At 57.6% G+C, this 18,542-nt stretch carries 20 protein-coding genes; 6 read left to right on the plus strand and 14 right to left on the minus strand.

The annotated features are described in order from the left end of the window. Positions 1-191: 191 nt before the first annotated feature. From AC2TCY_RS14085 to AC2TCY_RS14100, 4 genes are all read right to left on the minus strand, one after another. Positions 192-614: a hypothetical protein gene (locus AC2TCY_RS14085; protein WP_480848219.1), complete on the minus strand. Its 423-nt coding sequence runs from the start codon at positions 612-614 to the stop codon at positions 192-194. 292 nt (positions 615-906) lie between these two features. After that, positions 907-2,019 carry a hypothetical protein gene (locus AC2TCY_RS14090; protein ID WP_480848221.1) on the minus strand — a complete coding sequence of 371 codons (1,113 nt, stop codon included), beginning with the start codon at positions 2,017-2,019 and terminating at the stop codon, positions 907-909. A 2-nt stretch (positions 2,020-2,021) separates the two neighbouring features. After that, positions 2,022-2,801, minus strand: coding sequence for an SDR family oxidoreductase (locus tag AC2TCY_RS14095; RefSeq protein ID WP_480848223.1), 780 nt, complete (start codon positions 2,799-2,801; stop codon positions 2,022-2,024). A 75-nt stretch (positions 2,802-2,876) separates the two neighbouring features. Next, positions 2,877-3,239 (minus strand): SnoaL-like domain-containing protein, encoded by a 363-nt coding sequence (locus AC2TCY_RS14100; protein ID WP_480848224.1) that lies wholly within the window; start codon positions 3,237-3,239, stop codon positions 2,877-2,879. A 109-nt stretch (positions 3,240-3,348) separates the two neighbouring features. On the opposite strand from AC2TCY_RS14100, the gene AC2TCY_RS14105 reads away from it, so the two are divergent. The 3 genes from AC2TCY_RS14105 to AC2TCY_RS14115 all read left to right on the plus strand — a co-directional run bounded on the left by AC2TCY_RS14105 (position 3,349) and on the right by AC2TCY_RS14115 (position 7,461). Further along, positions 3,349-4,953 carry a peptide chain release factor 3 gene (locus AC2TCY_RS14105; protein WP_480848226.1) on the plus strand — a complete coding sequence of 535 codons (1,605 nt, stop codon included), beginning with the start codon at positions 3,349-3,351 and terminating at the stop codon, positions 4,951-4,953. Between the two features lie 15 nt (positions 4,954-4,968). Then, complete coding sequence (locus AC2TCY_RS14110) at positions 4,969-5,913, plus strand: glycosyltransferase family 2 protein (RefSeq protein WP_480848227.1); 945 nt, start codon at positions 4,969-4,971, stop codon at positions 5,911-5,913. 183 nt (positions 5,914-6,096) lie between these two features. Then, a complete protein-coding gene (locus tag AC2TCY_RS14115; RefSeq protein WP_480848229.1) occupies positions 6,097-7,461 on the plus strand; it encodes a DEAD/DEAH box helicase in 1,365 nt (454 codons plus the stop codon). Here AC2TCY_RS14115 and AC2TCY_RS14120 read toward each other — a convergent pair. From AC2TCY_RS14120 to AC2TCY_RS14130, 3 genes are read right to left on the minus strand one after another with little or no spacing between them, the layout of a single operon-like run. After that, positions 7,458-8,357: an EamA family transporter gene (locus AC2TCY_RS14120; protein WP_480848231.1), complete on the minus strand. Its 900-nt coding sequence runs from the start codon at positions 8,355-8,357 to the stop codon at positions 7,458-7,460. The genes AC2TCY_RS14115 and AC2TCY_RS14120 overlap by 4 nt on opposite strands. A gap of 21 nt (positions 8,358-8,378) precedes the next feature. Then, entirely contained in the window at positions 8,379-9,281 is a 903-nt protein-coding gene (locus tag AC2TCY_RS14125; protein WP_480848233.1) for a fatty acid desaturase, read from the minus strand. Further along, complete coding sequence (locus AC2TCY_RS14130) at positions 9,274-9,477, minus strand: DUF2061 domain-containing protein (protein WP_480848235.1); 204 nt, start codon at positions 9,475-9,477, stop codon at positions 9,274-9,276. Before AC2TCY_RS14130 ends, AC2TCY_RS14125 begins: the two co-directional genes overlap by 8 nt. 110 nt (positions 9,478-9,587) lie before the next feature. On the opposite strand from AC2TCY_RS14130, the gene AC2TCY_RS14135 reads away from it, so the two are divergent. After that, positions 9,588-10,466 carry a helix-turn-helix domain-containing protein gene (locus AC2TCY_RS14135; RefSeq protein ID WP_480848236.1) on the plus strand — a complete coding sequence of 293 codons (879 nt, stop codon included), beginning with the start codon at positions 9,588-9,590 and terminating at the stop codon, positions 10,464-10,466. A 78-nt stretch (positions 10,467-10,544) separates the two neighbouring features. Continuing rightward, entirely contained in the window at positions 10,545-10,727 is a 183-nt protein-coding gene (locus AC2TCY_RS14140; protein WP_480840128.1) for a hypothetical protein, read from the plus strand. Between the two features lie 8 nt (positions 10,728-10,735). On the opposite strand, the gene AC2TCY_RS14145 is transcribed toward AC2TCY_RS14140, so the two are convergent. From AC2TCY_RS14145 to bcoG, 4 genes are all read right to left on the minus strand, one after another. Next, on the minus strand, positions 10,736-11,494 hold the full coding sequence (locus AC2TCY_RS14145; RefSeq protein ID WP_480848238.1) for an SDR family oxidoreductase: 759 nt from the start codon (positions 11,492-11,494) through the stop codon (positions 10,736-10,738). Further along, positions 11,491-12,957 carry a carnitine 3-dehydrogenase gene (locus tag AC2TCY_RS14150; protein WP_480848240.1) on the minus strand — a complete coding sequence of 489 codons (1,467 nt, stop codon included), beginning with the start codon at positions 12,955-12,957 and terminating at the stop codon, positions 11,491-11,493. The genes AC2TCY_RS14145 and AC2TCY_RS14150 overlap by 4 nt, the downstream gene beginning before the upstream one ends. A gap of 8 nt (positions 12,958-12,965) precedes the next feature. Further along, positions 12,966-13,295: a hypothetical protein gene (locus tag AC2TCY_RS14155; protein ID WP_480848242.1), complete on the minus strand. Its 330-nt coding sequence runs from the start codon at positions 13,293-13,295 to the stop codon at positions 12,966-12,968. A 64-nt stretch (positions 13,296-13,359) separates the two neighbouring features. Beyond that, complete coding sequence (gene bcoG, locus AC2TCY_RS14160) at positions 13,360-14,274, minus strand: 3-dehydrocarnitine:acetyl-CoA trimethylamine transferase BcoG (RefSeq protein ID WP_480848243.1); 915 nt, start codon at positions 14,272-14,274, stop codon at positions 13,360-13,362. 132 nt (positions 14,275-14,406) lie between these two features. On the opposite strand from bcoG, the gene AC2TCY_RS14165 reads away from it, so the two are divergent. Next, on the plus strand, positions 14,407-15,393 hold the full coding sequence (locus AC2TCY_RS14165) for a GlxA family transcriptional regulator (RefSeq protein ID WP_480848245.1): 987 nt from the start codon (positions 14,407-14,409) through the stop codon (positions 15,391-15,393). Positions 15,394-15,480: 87 nt separating this feature from the next. Here AC2TCY_RS14165 and AC2TCY_RS14170 read toward each other — a convergent pair whose 3' ends face one another. Genes AC2TCY_RS14170 through AC2TCY_RS14180 form a run of 3 tightly spaced genes read right to left on the minus strand, consistent with a single transcriptional unit; the run spans position 15,481 to position 18,498 of the window. Beyond that, positions 15,481-16,527, minus strand: coding sequence for an aldo/keto reductase (locus AC2TCY_RS14170; protein WP_480848247.1), 1,047 nt, complete (start codon positions 16,525-16,527; stop codon positions 15,481-15,483). Positions 16,528-16,556: 29 nt separating this feature from the next. After that, positions 16,557-17,015 carry a DNA polymerase III subunit chi gene (locus AC2TCY_RS14175; protein WP_480848248.1) on the minus strand — a complete coding sequence of 153 codons (459 nt, stop codon included), beginning with the start codon at positions 17,013-17,015 and terminating at the stop codon, positions 16,557-16,559. Between the two features lie 4 nt (positions 17,016-17,019). After that, on the minus strand, positions 17,020-18,498 hold the full coding sequence (locus tag AC2TCY_RS14180; protein ID WP_480848250.1) for a leucyl aminopeptidase: 1,479 nt from the start codon (positions 18,496-18,498) through the stop codon (positions 17,020-17,022). Positions 18,499-18,542 lie beyond the last annotated feature (44 nt).

The following is an 18,542-nucleotide window of genomic DNA, read 5'->3' on the forward strand; positions in this document are numbered from 1 at the left end:
ACCCGATCAAATCCAGCGGGCTTGGGCGGGGATAACAACCCCGCCCGCCGGACGCAAGGCGTCAGCAGCAGCCCGTTAAGGCAGTAAATACTTCAAGTGGGTTTTCCCCGCCGCACCCTTCAAAATTCCGCAATGTGTCGCAAAATCACCGAGGAATTCGAAACGCCGCTCAAACTGTGTGTCCTTCAACATCATCCATGTGGTGCGTCAGACCGGAAATACTGTGCCTGCCTGAATGGCGTAGCGATCGTCCAGCACGAACCTATGCAGCGCGTGAGGAACAGCCCCCTGGAAATCACTGCCTGGCTGTAGCCTTCGCACGCCGCTTCCAGAGCAGAAAGTTTGAACAAATTGTAGGTGGCAGAGATAAAACCCTGGGGCGCAACCCTATGCTCCAGACATGAGATATCAACTGCCAAAGGACGATGGGTGACCCGACGCGGCTCATCAAACCCTGCATCGTGGGACATTGACGTAAAGTCATTCCAGTACAGCGCGATATCCAGGTGCTCGGAGGTTAATTCCAGCCCGAGGACACTCCACATTTCTCCGTCTATCGCAGACAGAGGGTAATCGTTGCGACCCGCGCCGCAGCCTTGGTCCAGAATGTGCATACTCTCCAGATTCTACGGAACGATCAGGCCGCAGCCACAGTAATTTGTCAGCACATCATCATGAATTTGCGAAAAAATATTCTTGACGCGTTCCGGCATATCATCCGGCGCACACTAGGCATTAGTTTGCAAACCTGTGCCGCCTTGCACCTCACCATAAATGATCTGCACAGCCTCATGATTCTCAAGAGCGATCCTCTTATAGTGGACGCCCAGCAGCTTGTGCCGCGCCAAAGCCTGCGCAATTCCGCGCTAAGAAATCCAACGTAAGCGTGAAGCTTTCTGGCTGCAATCAGCCCAGCAAATCGAATTCAATACCAGACCGAACACGCCCGTTGATCTGAATCTCCAACCTATGCGGGCCGGGTATCAGCTTGAAGGTCGTGGCATCACCTTTCAGCTTGTGGCGTTTCTTCAACTTCAGCGCCCCATTCTTCAAAGCGGTTTGCTTTAGCTTGTGAACTTTGGGTGAAATTTTCCCGCCGGAGCGTTGAAAATGAATAATATAATCCACCAATACAGGCTGGTTTCCGACACCTTTCAGTTCCAGGTCAAACTCCAACGCGTCACCGATCCTGGCTTCGCCCTTAACCAGAATCTCAGCTGTCAGATCGGCGTCCGGATCATACCCCAAAACCCTCATTGCACGTGGATGCCCTGATTTCACCAACCCGCGCAACGCATGGGCAGTCATCCATTGCAACTCTTCATCATCTTGCCTCGCTGCCTTTTGCCAGGAATGCAGCTGGTCCAACACCAAGTCCGGATCTTTCTTCGTGATGTCGTTCAAGTGATTGGCAACCGAGCGCGTTACATACCGCGTGTTGTCACCATGCAGTCGATCCAACAACGGCAACGGATCGGACAACTCCAGCCCAACGGCCTGCCCCCAAGGCAACCGAGGGCGCGTGCCCTCGCTAACCAGACGACGCACGTGATAACTGGAATGCGCGCACCACGCTCCCATCCGCTGCATGACCAGATCAGGGTGAGCGTTCAGGAAGGGGCGGATCGCCCATTCCATCGAAAACCTCTGGGTCAGCTCTTCGAGGACATCCAGCGCCAGATCCGGATGATCCAGACCGACGGACACGACCCAATCACCGATCGGTGCAAAGATGAAATCTCCAAAATCGTCATCTGTTTTGTCCGGATCCAACCGAGGTGGCAATGCGCGCAGAATGGCAGGAGCGACCGCAGGCAGTTCACCCGGCAGGGCATCTTGCAGGCATTCTGCGATCCATGACATCCGTTCCTTCAACTCGAGCGCCGGCAAGCGCGACGATACGGCATTTTGAAATGCAGTATCGTCGAAACTTGGCTCAGCATCGGCAAACAAGCCACTGAGGTAGCGGGTTTTATCTGCGTTGAACAGTTGATCTTTCAGAGAGAACCCTTGCGCCATTGTTACATCGTCAAGTTGGTGCCGCCACCATCCAGCAGGATGTTCTGGCCAACGATGAATCCTGCGTGCTGGGAACACAAAAACGCACAGGCTGCGCCGAACTCCTGCCTTGTGCCATACCTACGCGCGGGGATCGTGGCCTCGCGCTCTGCCCGGGCTTCGTCCATCGAAATGCCTTTCTGTGCAGAGACACCGCTGTCCAGGGAAATTGCGCGGTCCGTCGCATGAATGCCGGGCAGCAGGTTGTTGATCGTCACCCCGTGTGGCGCGACCTGTCGCGACGTTCCCGCAACATATCCGGTCAATCCGGTTCTCGCCGCGTTCGACAGCCCCAGCACGGCGATTGGAGCCCGGACAGATTGCGAGGTAATATTCACCACCCGGCCCCAACCCTTGTCCACCATCCCCGGCAACAGCGCCTTCATGAACGCGATCGGTGTCAGCATATTGGCATCCAGAGCTTTGATGAAATCATCCCTCTCCCAGTCCGACCACATTCCGGGCGGTGGTCCACCGGCGTTTGTCACAAGAATATCAACGCCCTGCGCCGCATCCAGCACCTTTGCCTGACCATCCGTCGAGGTTACATCACAGGCTACGGTCTCCACGTTCACACCATGTTCGGAACGCAAACGCGCTGCCTCAGCCTCCAGCGCCTCGGCACCTCGTGCATTCATTACCAAATCGACGCCGGCTCCGGCCAAAGCTTCAGCACATCCCAAGCCCAGCCCTTTGCTGCTGGCACTGATCAGCGCTCGTTTTCCCTTAATTCCCAGATCCATCTGATCCTCCCCATCTGTGGTTGCTCGCTTGTCTAGCACCGACCAGACAAAGAAGACCAGAATTGCAGCGTCGCTTTAGTAAAAGAACTCTTCGCGCACGATTTTGCCGTTCGCCACGTGGTAGATACCAACTTCACGCATGTCGAAACCCTCGCCGCTTTCCTTAACTTTTCCCTGAACTTCAAAAATCACCGCAAACCGGTCTTCGCCATGCATGAACGGATTACTAACGGACGCACCCGATACTTCATGCGCGCCTTCCCACCATTCATGCTTGCCGCGAATGGCATCTACTCCGTGGGTCTCACGTCCCATGCCCTCCATGTCCATCGCCTCGACCGAGACAGCATCCGGCGCATATAGCTTTGCCAGATTTTCCTTGGCGCGATCTTCGCGGCACCCAGCGACCAATTCTTCGGCTATTTCTTTCAAATTCATCGGTCCACTCCATAATTTGTTCACTATATGTTCTTATTGCCATAGCCACACGATTCGAACCACTCCCTTTGTCTTGCTTCGGCAGGATTCCCCGCCTATACGCGCGTGCATGCTTGATACCTCGAACCAACCCACCTTGCCGCCCGAGATCGCTCGCCGCCGGACATTCGCCATCATCTCGCACCCGGATGCGGGCAAGACGACGTTGACTGAAAAGTTTCTGCTGTATGGGGGCGCCATTCAGATGGCCGGTCAGGTGCGCGCCAAAGGCGAAGCGCGTCGTACGCGCTCGGACTTCATGCAGATGGAAAAGGACCGGGGCATCTCGGTTTCGGCTTCGGCAATGTCTTTCGACTATGGCAACTTCCGATTCAATTTGGTGGATACACCCGGCCACTCGGATTTCTCCGAGGACACTTATCGCACCCTGACTGCGGTGGACGCCGCGGTTATGGTGATCGACGGCGCCAAGGGTGTGGAAAGCCAGACGCAGAAATTGTTTGAGGTCTGTCGCCTGCGCGATCTGCCGATCCTGACCTTCTGTAACAAGATGGACCGCGAAAGCCGCGACACGTTCGAGATCATCGACGAAATTCAGGAAATGCTGGCCATCGACGTCACCCCAGCGGCGTGGCCGATTGGCGTGGGTCGCGATTTCATCGGCTGCTACGACATGTTGCGCGACCGGTTGGAACTGATGGATCGCGCCGACCGCAACAAGGTGGCCGAGAGCATTGAGATCAACGGGCTGGACGATCCGAAATTGGCCGAACACGTGCCCGAGCACCTGTTGGACAAGCTGCTGGAAGAGGTCGAGATGGCGCGCGAGCTGCTGCCCAAACTCGACCCGCAGGCCGTGCTTGAGGGGCACATGACACCGATCTGGTTCGGCTCGGCGATCAACTCGTTTGGCGTGAAAGAGCTGATGGAGGGCATTGGCGCCTACGGGCCGCAACCGCAGATTCAGTCGGCCGAACCGCGCCAGATCGCACCGGATGAAAAGAAGGTCGCCGGCTTTGTCTTTAAGGTGCAGGCCAATATGGACCCCAAGCACCGCGACCGCGTGGCATTTGTCCGCATGGCATCGGGTCATTTCAAGCGCGGCATGAAGTTGACTCACGTGCGCACTAAAAAGCCGATGGCAATTTCGAACCCGGTGCTGTTTCTCGCCTCTGACCGAGAACTGGCGGAAGAAGCCTGGGCCGGCGACATCATCGGTATCCCGAACCACGGCCAACTCCGCATCGGCGACACCCTGACCGAAGGTGAGGCGATCCGCGTCAAAGGTATCCCCTCGTTTGCACCCGAATTGCTTCAGACTGTCCGCGCGGGCGATCCGATGAAAGCCAAACATCTGGAAAAGGCGCTTATGCAGTTTGCCGAAGAAGGCGCGGCCAAGGTGTTCAAACCCTCGATCGGATCCGGTTTCATCGTCGGTGTCGTTGGTGCGTTGCAATTCGAAGTGCTCGCCAGCAGGATTGAGATGGAATACGGCCTGCCCGTACGATTTGAAGCGTCGCAATTCACCTCTGCCCGCTGGGTCAGCGGTGACAAGGCCGAGGTCGACAAGTTCGTCAATGCCAACAAACAGCACATCGCCCACGACCATGATGGCGACATCGTCTACCTGACGCGGCTGCAATGGGACATCGACCGGGTGGTTCGTGACTATCCGGCGCTGAACCTGACAGCAACGAAAGAGATGATGACATGATCGGACACTGACTGGATGGGCACGCAAGATAGGCCGCGCTGGGGCATCGTCTCAACGCTCCGTGGTTCTGCCGCAGAAATTCTGCGTTTTGCGGCCTATCATCTGGATCTCGAGGCAGACCGGCTTTACCTGCATCTGGACGAGCCTAATAGCGCAGCACTTCACGCGCTGAAGCAGCACCCCAAGATCACCGTCTGGCTATGTGATGATGAGTTCTGGGCCCGACGAGGGTGCAACAGGCCAGAGCGCCACCAACGACGACAATCTGCCAACGCGACACGTGTGTATCGCAAAACCGATCTGGATTGGTTGTGCCACATCGATGTGGATGAGTTTCTGTGGCCTTCCCGCCCCATCCCCGAGTTGCTTAGCGCCGTACCGAATGATCAGCCCGCTGTCCGCATGCGTCCTATTGAGGCGCTGGCCGGAGGAAATGACCATTATAAGGCGTTTATCCCAAAGAGCCCGGACCGGCAGGCTCTGGTCGAAACGCTCTATCCGAACTTTGGAGCGTTCCTGACATCGGGCTTCCTCAGCCACGTGCAGGGCAAACTGTTTGCGCGCACCGGCCTGCCAAAGATCAGCGACCGCATCCACAATATTTTTCAGAACAACCAGCTTTTGCCCTGCAAGACCGAACTGCCCGAGATCGACCTGTGCCACCGGCATGCCCCCGATTGGGAACATTGGCTGAACCACTACCGTTTTCGGCTGAAACATGGCTCGTACAAACCCGGCATGAACCCCAATGTCGCGCGTGATCGAGGTGGGCTTAACAAGCACGAGTTGCTCAGCTGGATTGAAGCCGAGGAAGGCGAAAACGGTCTGCGCGTGTTTTATGACGAGATGAGTGGTGGAGACCCCGAAGTACGGCAGCGTCTGCATGATCACGGTCAGATCCGCCACAGGCCGTTGGATCTGGATGCTAAACTGGCGAAACACTTCCCCGGAAGCATCTGAATTGTTGCGCAAAATCGCGAATGTGACATGTCTGTGCCAAGTTAACTTGTCTTCATTTGACCCTGCCCCACGTTTTTGTTATGTCCCGCCAAAGCCGAAACGCGCATGAGGCGCATGGCCATCCGGGCCCGGCATGATTCAGACGCGCGGGCCAGGTCAAGTGTCCGCTTGAACCGGACATACATGACAAAATTCAACGAACTGAACCTGAACCCGAAGGTCCTCAAAGCCATTGAGGAAGCCGGATACGAAACTCCGACCCCAATCCAGGAAGGCGCGATCCCCCCTGCGCTGGAAGGCCGTGATGTTCTGGGGATCGCCCAGACTGGCACCGGCAAAACCGCCAGCTTCACGCTGCCGATGATCACGCTGCTGGCCCGTGGTCGCGCGCGTGCGCGGATGCCGCGCTCGCTGGTGCTGTGCCCGACGCGGGAATTGGCGGCACAGGTCGCTGAGAATTTCGACACCTATGCCAAAAATGTAAAGCTGACCAAGGCGCTGCTGATCGGCGGCGTCAGCTTCAAGGAACAAGATGCGCTGATCGACCGGGGTGTCGATGTGCTGATCGCCACTCCGGGCCGTTTGCTGGACCATTTCGAACGCGGCAAGCTGCTGCTGACAGGTGTTCAGATCATGGTGGTGGACGAAGCCGACCGGATGCTGGATATGGGATTCATCCCGGATATCGAACGCATTTTCTCGCTGACACCTTTCACCCGACAGACCCTGTTCTTCTCCGCCACAATGGCCTCGGAAATCGAACGGATCACCGACACCTTCCTGTCCGCTCCGGCCCGTGTCGAGGTTGCGCGCCAAGCCACCGCGTCAGAGACAATCGAACAAGGCGTTGTCATGTTCAAGGGTGGTCGCCGTGACCGCGAGGCAAGTCAAAAACGTAAGGTTCTGCGGGCTCTGATCGATGCCGAGGGCGAAAAATGCACCAACGCGATCATCTTCTGCAACCGCAAGACTGACGTGGACATCTGTGCCAAGTCGTTGAAAAAATACGGTTACGATGCTGCCGCAATTCATGGCGATCTGGATCAGTCGCAGCGTATGAAAACCCTCGACGGATTCCGTGATGGCACACTACGCCTGCTGGTCGCATCGGATGTCGCCGCGCGCGGGTTGGATGTGCCCTCTGTCAGCCACGTTTTCAATTTTGACGTTCCAGGCCATCCCGAAGATTATGTGCACCGCATTGGCCGAACAGGTCGTGCCGGGCGTGATGGCAAGGCGATAACGATCTGCTCGTCGCGGGATGAAAAAGCTTTGGATGCGATCGAAAAGCTGATCCAAAAGGAAATTCCGCGTTTGGACAACCCTTTCAAGGGCGAGGAAGTCAAGACGGACGCGCCCAAGCCCGAAAGGAAGCCTCGCAGCAAGCCGTCGGGGCCAAAAGCCGAACAAGAGCCACAGCCACGCTCGGGTGATCGCAAAGAACGCGGCGGACGCGGGAAAGACAGCGGTGGGCGCTCGGTCGTCGGTATGGGCGATCATCTGCCCAGCTTCATCGCTCTCAGCTTTGATGAGCGCCGCACGGGCTAAATAGTCAGCACCAGCACCAAGATCGAAACCCCAAGCAATGACATCCCGGCGATCTCGCGCCGGGTAATGGTTTCACGGAAGAACAGTATCGAGGCCAGCAGGCTCAGGATCAGTTCCACCTGCCCCAGCGCTTTAACATAGGCTGCGTTTTGTAGTGTGAACGCCAGAAACCAGCAAAACGAACCGCCAAGACTGGTCAGGCCTACAAAAACGCCGGTACTGCGGGTGTCCCACACCGCGCGCAATTCAGCCCGGTCACGCCACAGCAGCCAAAGCCACATGCTGAGAAACTGGAACGACACCACTGCCGCAAGAGTGACCAGCGCGCGGAACCATGCGTCCAGATCACCAATTTGCAGTGACGCGCCACGATAGCTGACTGCTGAGAAGGCAAACAACACGCCCGATCCCAAACCCAGCTGCGAGGCCCTGTTGGTCAGATGCCGCCACCATGCCCCGTCGCCACCCGGTGTTTTCGACAGCAACAGAACCGCCAGCAGACCCAGCAGTATCGCCACCAGCGCACCAGACGAAACACTGTCGCCCAGAATGATAAACCCGACGATAGCGGTTTGGATTACCTCGGTTTTTTTGAACGTAATACCGACCGCGAAGTTGCGTTGCTTGAACAGGGCGACCACGCAGACCGTCGCTAATATCTGCGCCGTACCCCCAATGACCACAAATACCCAGAACATCGCGGTCAAGGGCGGAAGCGCGTACCCAGCCCAAAGCGCGACGGCCAATCCCAGCACCGCCAGCGGCATGGAATAGGCAAACCGGGCGAACGTGGCACCAGCCGCTGACAGTTTTACGCTGCTAAGTGACTTTTGCAGCATGAACCGCACCGTCTGAAACGAGGCGGCGGCAATTGTAACGGGAATCCATAAACTCATGGATTCCCTTCTGTCCTCAAATCAAGGCTTTGGCCAGAGCGGATGCGCCACCGGATCCTTAGCGCGCAAAAAATGCTGACGGAAAATCTGCGCGTATGAGCGATAAACATAGGCCTCGTTGCAGGCCAGATATCGATCCTTTCCGGTGCGATAAAGCGCCGGTAGACGATACCATGGCGCCGCAGGATTCATGTGATGAACGACGTGTAGGTTGTTGTTCAAAAACAAAAAGGCCAGCGGACCGCGATCTTCGACGATCACCGTGCGGGCGCGAGATTTCTCATGCGCGCGATGTTCCAGAAAAGTACGGATCTTGACAAGACCCAGCCCGATATATGCAGACATGGCAAACGCCCATAGCGGCATTGGCGACTGCGACACGATCCACAGAACTGCAGCAACGCCGGGCAAATGCAGTGCCCAGGCCAGCAAAACTGCCCGATCTCCATGCATTGCTCCTCGCCACTCGTCGCGCATAAAGGCTACCTGCCCGATGGCAGGACCCAGAACGATACGGCCCATCAAGGTATTGTTGGCTGAATAGAGTCGTTTCTGCCATCCGGGCAAGGATTCCCAAACCTGCGGGTCCAGATAATTTGTTTCAGGGTCGTCATAAGGATCCGTCAGGTTCGCATCCTGATGGTGCGCCAGATGCAGGTCCCGAAACCGATTGTAGGGAATGAATAATGTCAGTGGCAGCGCCATCAACGCCTCGTTGAGCCACTTTGCCCGGAATGGGTGCCCATGAAGCACCTCATGCGTCAGCGAAGAATGCAACGCGGCAATAACTCCCATCGTCGGGATTGCCAGCCACAAGGACCATCCAGCCAAACAGAACACGGCCGCGATCCACGCCGCATAACAAGCTGCAATCAGACCGAACGTACCCCATTCGGGCGATTTGGGTATCGTTGGTTCAGCCATGGCGTCCCCACGTAATCCCCGCCCAAATACGCTCGTAGACGATATAAAGTGTCAGGCCGATTGCGGTGTTCACAACAGCCAAGGCCCCGCCTACAGCGGCAGAGCCTGTTGCGATAAGGCCGACCAGCGTCATGGTCGCCAACCCCATCGCGTTCCAAACGATTGCTTTCACGACTGATCTTTGTCGCGTTTCCATTCCGGACCCCATTTTTTTATTGTTCTGCTAACAGTGTTACTGAACGGCGCAGGTGTTGGAAATTCTGAATATGATTAACAAAATTCATCGAACGTGATATAAATCACCACATGCATAATAAAATCGACAAACTCGACCGCGCCGCCCAGTTTCGACTGCGGCTTGCCCGCGCCATGGAAGAAGGCAATGTCAGCCAAAGCGCCCTGGCGCGCAATATTGGTGTCGACCGATCCACGGTTTCGCAACTGCTGACGGATGACGGGGCACGTTTGCCGAATGCACATGTTGTCGGCAGCTGTGCCTCGGCGCTTGGGGTGTCGGCCGATTGGCTGCTTAGCCTGTCCAATCGGCCAGAAAGCGCAGCTGTGTTATTGGCCAGCTCGCTCACCATGACCGAAGCCCCCCGCGCACTGGTGGATGAACGCATCTTTGAATGGCACCAAGAGGCCGCGGGCTACAAAATCCGCTACGTTCCGGCGACCTTGCCCGACATGCTGAAAACTCGCGCCGTTCTTGAATGGGAATACGCCCCGCATCTTGGCAGGACAGCGGATCAGGCCATTGGGGCCTCAGCCGACAGGTTGACATGGATGCGCAGTGCGCAATCCGACTACGAGATCGCCATGCCGCTATATGAGATAGATAGTTTTGCGAAGGCGACCGGGTATTACGATGGCTTACCAAGGCACGTCCGGCTGGAACAAATTGATCACTTGCTGGAGCTATGCGAACAACTTTATCCCCGCCTGCGCATCTATCTGTTCGACGCCAAACGTCTGTATTCTGCGCCAGTCACGATCTTTGGCCCTTTGCTGTGTGTATTCTACGCAGGCAGCCACTATATGGCCTTCCGGGACCGTGATCGGATCGAGGTTTTTTCGCGCCATTTCGATACTTTAGTGCGCGAAGCTGATATAACTGCCCGCGGCTTTCCGATGCATCTTCGGCAGCTGCGCGAGGAGATTCTTGCTGGTTCCGAAGGCCAATGATGCCAGAACCGGATTCCTGTAGTATAGTCGACAAGCGCGAACCTTCGAGCATTCCGATCTAGATGGAGGATGACAGGAATGGACGCTCTTAAGACCGCTGAATACGCACGTGCCCTTTATGCAGCCCATGGTGACAGGGCCGAGGCAGAAGCCGCGCAAAAGATGCGCGAGTGCGAAGCCGCAGGAAATACTCAGGAGGCGCAGGACTGGCAAGCAGTGCGTAGCGCCATTCGTCAGATTCGCGGCCCCAACCAGGGTTGATGCCTGTGCTATACCTTTGGGTCAGGATTGACGGTATGACCATCCACCGCGATCACCTGCCCAGACACCAGCCTCGCGGCGTCTGACGCCAGAAAAACAGCCATATTGGCAATGTCCCGGCCCTCGACAAAGCTTCCCATGGACGTTCCCGAGGCATAGCCCGCGTACACCTGATCGCGGGTCATTCCTTTGGCTGTAGCTTCGCGTTGCAACACGCCCTCCATTCTGGGGCCTTCAACTGAACCCGGACAGATGGCGTTGGCGCGGATACCGTGCGGACCAAGCTCCATCGCCAGTGTTTTCATCAAACCAATCACAGCCCATTTGGCCGCCGCATAGGGTGCGCGAAACGGATACCCGAATTGCCCGGCAGTCGAGGAAGTTAGGATGATGCTTCCTGACTTCGCTGACTTCATCAAAGGAGCAGCGTGTTTTGCCGCCAGGAACGCACCGTCCAGATTGACCGCAACACAAGATCGCCAATCCGCCAGTTCGATATCCTCGATGGCGTGAGTTGGACCCGCGATTCCGGCATTTGCACAAAGAGCATCCAGCCCGCCCGCCTCGTTGCACGCCTGAAACACCGATCTCATGTCGGTTTCATTGGCAACATCTGCCCGGTGCGCAATCCAGTGCTCCGGCAGGGACTTCAGCGCCTGATCGTCGATATCCGTGACCCACACGTCATAACCCGCAGCATCAAATGCCTCTGCCATCGCCCGACCAACGCCCGACGCTCCTGCGGTGATCAGAACCCGACTGCTCATGCTGGCTTCCGGATCGAAGCCCCTGCCCCGTCGGGGTAAGGCAACCCGGCCTGCGCTTCGGCGATGCGGGCCATTGCCGCCTCGATTTCGGGCGACGGAGCGCTTGGACGACGCGTTTCAAGGCTGACATGCAGCAGGAAGCTTTCGCCCGTCGCCAACAGCTTGTCGCCTTCGTACATGCTGTGGAACACGTGCAGCTTTTTGCCCGCCCCAAGCAGCATCTGCGTGCGTACTTCGATTTTTGACCCGGCATGGGCCTCATCCAAATATCGGATATGGTTTTCGGCGGTGAAATAGCTGCCGCCCGATGCGATGTAATTCATGTCGCAGCCGATGATCTCCATGAACCGGTCGGTGGCTGCGGCGAAGGCTTCCACATATTTCGCCTCATTCATGTGCCCGTTATAGTCGGTCCAATCCAACGGCACTGCGCGCGCGAGCGTCAGGATTGGCTGGCTCAAATCCGCCTGATCCAACGCCGGAAGCGCACCGGGTTTCAGCAGCGCATCATGCTGGTTCAGCACCGCGCCTGCGCCATAATCCTGCGCCTTCAATGCGCGCATCATACCGACCAGGTTGTTGTCGCGGATACGTTCCAGTTCGCGGATCGAGTGCATTCCCGACTGCGCATCAGACTGATCTGCGATCAAGTCGACCAACTCGTCAGTGAATTCCGGAACATCCATCAGCTTGGTCCACGGCCATTTCAGCGCGGGGCCGAACTGAGCCATAAAGTGCCGCATCCCGGCTTCTCCTCCGGCCACGCGGTAGGTCTCGAACAGTCCCATCTGTGCCCAACGGATACCAAAACCCATGCGGATCGCTTCGTCGATTTCTTCCGTCGTAGCGATGCCGTCCTTGACCAGCCACAATGCTTCACGCCAGACAGCTTCGAGAAATCGGTCAGCAATATGCGCGTCGATTTCTTTCTTGATGTGCAAGGGAAAGAAACCAACCGAAGTCAGCAACTCCTTCGCCTTGGTAATCAATTCGGGTGAGTTCTTGTCAGTCGGCACCAATTCGATCAGTGGCAACAGATAGACCGGGTTGAACGGATGCGTCACCACGATCTGTTCCGGGCGCAAGGCGCCCTCCTGCAGCTCAGACGGTTTAAACCCGCTGGTCGACGATCCGATGATCGCCGCTGAATCACAATTCTCTTGCAACCCTCTGTAGACCTTTAATTTCAGGTCGAGACGTTCTGGCACACTTTCCTGAATCCATGACGCCCCCTGTACAGCCTCGGCCATATCATCATGAAACGAAAGAACACCCTCGGGCGCCAACGGAACATCGCTCAGTCCCGGCAGAGAGCGGCGCGCGTTGTCCAGAACCTCAGAAATTTTGCGCTCGGCCTCGGGGTCGGGATCGAACACCCGCACATTCCAACCGTTAAGCAGAAACCGAGCGGCCCACCCGCCGCCGATTACGCCACCACCGATGATTGCCGCTGTTTTCGTCATGCTGTCCTCTAATCTATACAGATCACCAGCTCGCGCCCCGTCTCATCCAAATGCGGAGTACATCCGAATTGAGGCGTGACCGCGCTGCATTGTTTGGTTTCCGACAGGCAAAAGCCTGTGCAATCGGTTTCTTTCTCACAGGTCTTGCCCGCATCCGGCAACGGCGTGAAACAGACATAGCTCTGCGCCCGGCCTCCAATTTCATAGGTGCCACCTTTGGCCTCACACGCATCCCGGTCTGAATCGGCAGAGTTGCTGACGATTTGCCGATCTTCCGGCAGGCAGCCTGAAAGGGAAATCACACTGACAAAAACGGCAGTTAGAGACATCAAACGCACATTGTACTCCTTATGCTGATGCCTCCGGGCTCGCCATTTTGACCGCCGGACACAAGGGAAACTCTCAGCCCTTTGGCGCTCGTTTGGTCAGCCCAAGCTTCTCGCGCACCTCTTGCGGTCCGATCACCCGCGCGCCCATGTTTTCGATGATCGTGCCCGCGCGCTCTACCAATTGCCAGTTCTCGGCCAGCACACCTTTTTCAAGCCACAGATTGTCCTCCAACCCGACGCGAACATTGCCGCCCGCCAGAACCGAGGCCGCCACATAAGCCATCTCATTCCGCCCCAGTGAAAACGCGCTGAACGTCCAGTCGTCGGGCACATTGTTTACCATCGCCATGAAGGTGTTCAGATCATCCGGCGCGCCCCACGGCACACCCATGCACAGCTGAACCAGCGCGTTAGGTTCCAGGATTCCTTCCTTCACCAACTGCTTGGCAAACCACAGATGACCAGTGTCAAACGCCTCGATCTCGGGCTTCACACCCAGATCGGTCATCATCTGCCCCATAGCACGCAATGCGCCGGGGGTGTTGGTCATCACATAGTCGGCTTCGGCAAAGTTCATCGTGCCGCAGTCCAGGGTGCAGATCTCCGGCAGGCATTCAGCGATATGTGCCACGCGCTCGGAGGCGCCAACCAGATCGGTTCCGGCCTCGGCCAGCGGTAGCGGAGTTTCAACCCCGCCAAACACCATGTCGCCCCCCATGCCTGCGGTCAGGTTCAAAACCACGTCCACATCGGCGTCGCGGATGCGGTCCGTCACCTCACGGTAAAGCTCCATCCGACGGCTTGGCGCGCCGGTCTCAGGGTCACGCACATGGCAATGCACCACCGCCGCCCCGGCCTTGGCCGCAGCGATGGCGCTGTCGGCGATCTGCTGCGGCGAACGCGGCACATGCGGGCTGCGATCCTGCGTTCCTCCCGAGCCGGTAACAGCACAGGTGATGAAGACTTCGCGGTTCATTTCCAGAGGCATTGCGTTTTCCCCAACTTATACCCGGTTTTGCCGTGAGTTTTCCCCAGGCTTCTCCCCGGATTCCGATTTGCGTTGCACACGACTCTGGCGCAGCCTTGTGGAAACGACTTTCCAGAATGCGAATCAGACTTGATGAAATCCGCAAAAAACATTCTCCAGCCCGAACATCGTGCCCTGAAAACGGCAGTATTGGTGCTGGACGATTGCAACACGCTCAGCTTTGCTGCTGCGATCGATCCCATGCGCGCAGCCAACCGGCTGGCTGACAGACCTGCATTCGATTGGGACTACGTAACCGCCAAGGCTGAACCAGCAGTGCTGACCAGCGCGCTCAGTGTCCCCGGCATACCCCTAGCACGTCTGGACAGTTGCGATCTTATGATCGTGGTCGCGGGCTTCCAATTGGCACGCCACGCCACCCCCAGCCTTTTGGCCGGATTACGACGCATTGCCGGCACCGGCGCCACTATGGCCGGCATTGACGGCGGCCCGTGGTTGCTTGCCGAGGCCGGTCTGCTCGACGGTCGCGCCGCCACCACCCATTGGGAAGATTTGGACAACTTCGCCGCCCGCTTCCCTGAAGTGGACGTGCGACCTGACCGCTTCACGGTATCCGACAACCGCCTGACGTCCGGCGGGGCAATTCCGGCTGTCGAAATGATGCTCCATATCATCGCCGCCCGCCACGGAGCAGGCTTTGCCGCCCGCGTATCAGGGCTGTTCCTCTATGATGGTGCACCAGAGCCCTCGAAACCACAAAGTCGTACCGGCGTTCCGCACCGTCACACCGCGCTGACGGCCAAGGCCAACAATTTGATGGAGTCTTCTCTGGACGACCCATTGCCTCTGGCCCATATCGCCGACCGTCTGGGCACCAGCCCCCGCACACTGCAGCAGCAGTTCCGTTTGCGCCTGAACACCACCCCGCAAGACCACTATTTGCAACTGCGTCTGGCCGAGGCCCGCCGCCTGGTCACTGACACAGATTTACCTCTGATGGATGTGGCCCTGGCAACCGGTTTTGCCTCGCAATCCAGTTTTGCGCGCGCTTTCCGCACTGCACACGGCCTTTCAGCCCGCGATCTGAGGCAGGACCGCACACAACCTACCCATCACTGACAGAAACCTCGTCGGCTGACCCAATTACCAACTGGCCCAATTACCCTCTGGGACTTCCGCCTGCGGCGACGCGGACAGTGCCCATCGCTAGTACGGCATGGGATGCGCCCTGTGGGCAGCTGTGATTTCTGCCAGAACCTCAGCCGGCAGCACCAGGTCAAGCCCACCAAGAATGTGTTTCAACTGTGCCTCGTTCGTCGCCCCAAAGATGGTCGACGCCATAAAAGGCCGACTGCGGCACCAGGCCAGCGCCATGTGTATTGGGTTCAACCCATGCCGATTGGCAATTTCCAAATAAGCCGAAACCGCGTCAAACACCCGCTCGGTCTTGCGCCCGCCCATTTGCGGTACCAAAGACATCCGTGACCCCTCGGGAACAGCTCCATCTTGATATTTGCCGGTCAGAAAACCGGCGGCTAATGGGGAAAACGCCAGTAGGCCGACATCTTCGTACAAGCACAGCTCGGCCAGATCCGTGTCAAACAGGCGGCATAGCAACGAATATTCATTCTGGATCGATGCCACACGCGGCCCACCCATCTCATCTGACAAGCGCAACCATTGCGCCGTGCCCCAGGCGCTTTCATTGGACAGGCCAAAGGCTCGGATATTACCCTTGTCGACCTGTTTCTGAAGCGCCTCGAGAGACTCTTGCATCTCGGACAGGATTTCTTCCCGGTTCTCGCCGGACGGCGCATAGTCCCAGTTCTGCCGGAACATATAGCTGCCGCGGTTGGGCCAATGAAACTGATACAGATCGATGCAATCCGTCTGCAAACGCCGCAGAGAGCCCTCGATCGCTTCGGGGATCGTCTCTTTCGAGATCGGCGCACCGTTGCGAGCATGAACGAAGCCCTCGCCGGAATGCTTCGTGGCCAGCACGTAATCGCCGCGCCGAGATGGGTTGGCAGCGTTCCAGTTGCCCAGAATTTCTTCGGTCCGCCCGATCGTCTCTTTCGAGACCGGATTCACCGGATACATCTCGGCCGCATCGACAAAGTTGATCCCAGCCGCCAGAGCCATGTCCATCTGTCGATGCGCCCCGGCCTCAGGTGTCTGGGTTCCAAATGTCATCGTCCCAAGACACATATCCGACACCATAATACCGGTGCGGCCTAAAGGCTTCATTTCCATCAATACATCTCCTGAAACTCAGCCGCTGCTTATGCTTCGGCCTTTTTCTCCCACCGTCCGGATTCCTCAGACCAATATTGTGCGGAACATCCAGCAGCGGTAAGTGCCTTCCACTGCCCGCGTGCGTGCTGAACGGCCAAGTCATCATTGCCGTCAAACAGAATACATACGCGCTCCAGCTTGGTAACTTCGTCCGGGCCCACAGACGCGCCGTCAATGGTCATAACGCAGGAGGGATCGTTGGCGGATTGTGCGTCGGTCGTCAGTAAAATGGGCTGCATCGCATCGTGCGGCCCGCCGGCGCGACTGTGTGGCAGAAACTCGTCTTCAGCTCCCAGCCACAGCTTTTCATCAAGCCAGTCCATCCGCGCGGGGTCTGTGCCCCGCACGGCAATCCGCCACCCGGCCTTACGCGCCTTATCCAGCAGCACCGGCAGGGTGTGCTCCAGCGGCTGGCGGGTCAGGTGGTAGAAATAGACGGCGCCCATGTGTTTACTCGCTGGCAGTCTCGAAATTGTCCTGAACGAAACGGCTCAGCGCCCTTACGCCCCATCCGGTGGCCCCTTTGGGCGCATAGGATGTCTCGGACGAGACTGAGGCCACTCCGGCGATATCCAGATGGATCCATGGCGTTTCCTCTTTGACAAAGCGCTGCAGGAACTGAGCCGCGGTGATCGAACCAGCTGGTCGTCCGCCCACGTTCTTCACGTCCGCAATCCGCGATTTCAGCAGTTCGTCATACGCCTTGCCCAAAGGCAGCCGCCACGCACCTTCGTCCTCGGCCTTGGCCGATTTCAGAAAGGCGTCGCAGAACGTGTCATTATTCGAGAAGACACCGGCATTTTCATGCCCCAGACCAATGATGATTGCGCCGGTTAGGGTCGCCAGATCGATCATGCCAACCGGCTTAAACCGGTCCTGCGCGTACCACATGACGTCACACAGAACCAAACGGCCTTCCGCATCGGTATTGATGATCTCGACCGTGTCGCCTTTCATTGACTTCACCACGTCGCCGGGACGAGTGGCATTGCCCGAGGGCATGTTCTCGACCAGCCCCACCAAACCTACGACATTCGCCTTGGCCTTGCGTTTGGCTAGCGCGCGCATGGTGCCCGCGACGACCCCTGCACCGCCCATGTCCATGGTCATGTCTTCCATGCCGGCTGCCGGTTTCAGCGAGATACCACCGGTGTCAAACACCACGCCCTTGCCGACCAGGGCCAGCGGCGCGTCGTCTTTGTCGCCGCCGTTCCACTGCATCACCACAACTTTGGAGGGGCTGTCCGAGCCTTGCCCGACGCTCAGAAGGGTGCGCATCCCCAATTCGGCCAGCTTGTCTTCGTCCAGAACCTCGACCTCCAACCCGAGCTCCTGCATCTCGGACAGGCGATCGGCGAATTCGGTTGTTGTCAGAACATTAGCAGGCTCATTGGTCAGGTCACGCGTCATACGCACCCCGTCCGCCACAGCATAGAGCGGCGCAAATGCGGCTTCGGCCTCGTCGGGTTTAGTGTGACAGACCGCAACCTCGCCCGTCCGGTCGGAATCCTCGGTCTTGTGCACGTCGAAATCATAGCTGCGCAGGACCATCCCCAAGACCAGATTCTCGGTACGGTTCTGATTACCAGCCATCACCAATACAGATTTGCCATCCGCCAGCTTGCCAAGCTTGGCCCCGGCCTTGCGCGCCTCATCATGATCGGGGCGACGCGGCAGGATCAGAATGTCGAGTGCCTCGGCTGCCATACCGCCCGGCCAGGCCAGCGAGACTACTTCGCCCGTCTTCACTTTTTCGAAGCGATCACTCTCGATCAACCGTGCCACCGCACCGCGCGTCAACCGATTGGCTCGGCGCGCAGCCGGTCCCATCTTGCCCTCTTCGGTTACAATGATAGCGACCCGACCGCTGGCCTGCGCCATCAGATCAAGGTCAAAAGGTTGAAAACGAACGGGGACGAGACTGCTCATGAGGTGCTCCTGAAAAAAACTTTGCACAAGACCTAGCCCGCACC

Source organism: Ruegeria sp. HKCCD7181 (assembly GCF_057221055.1).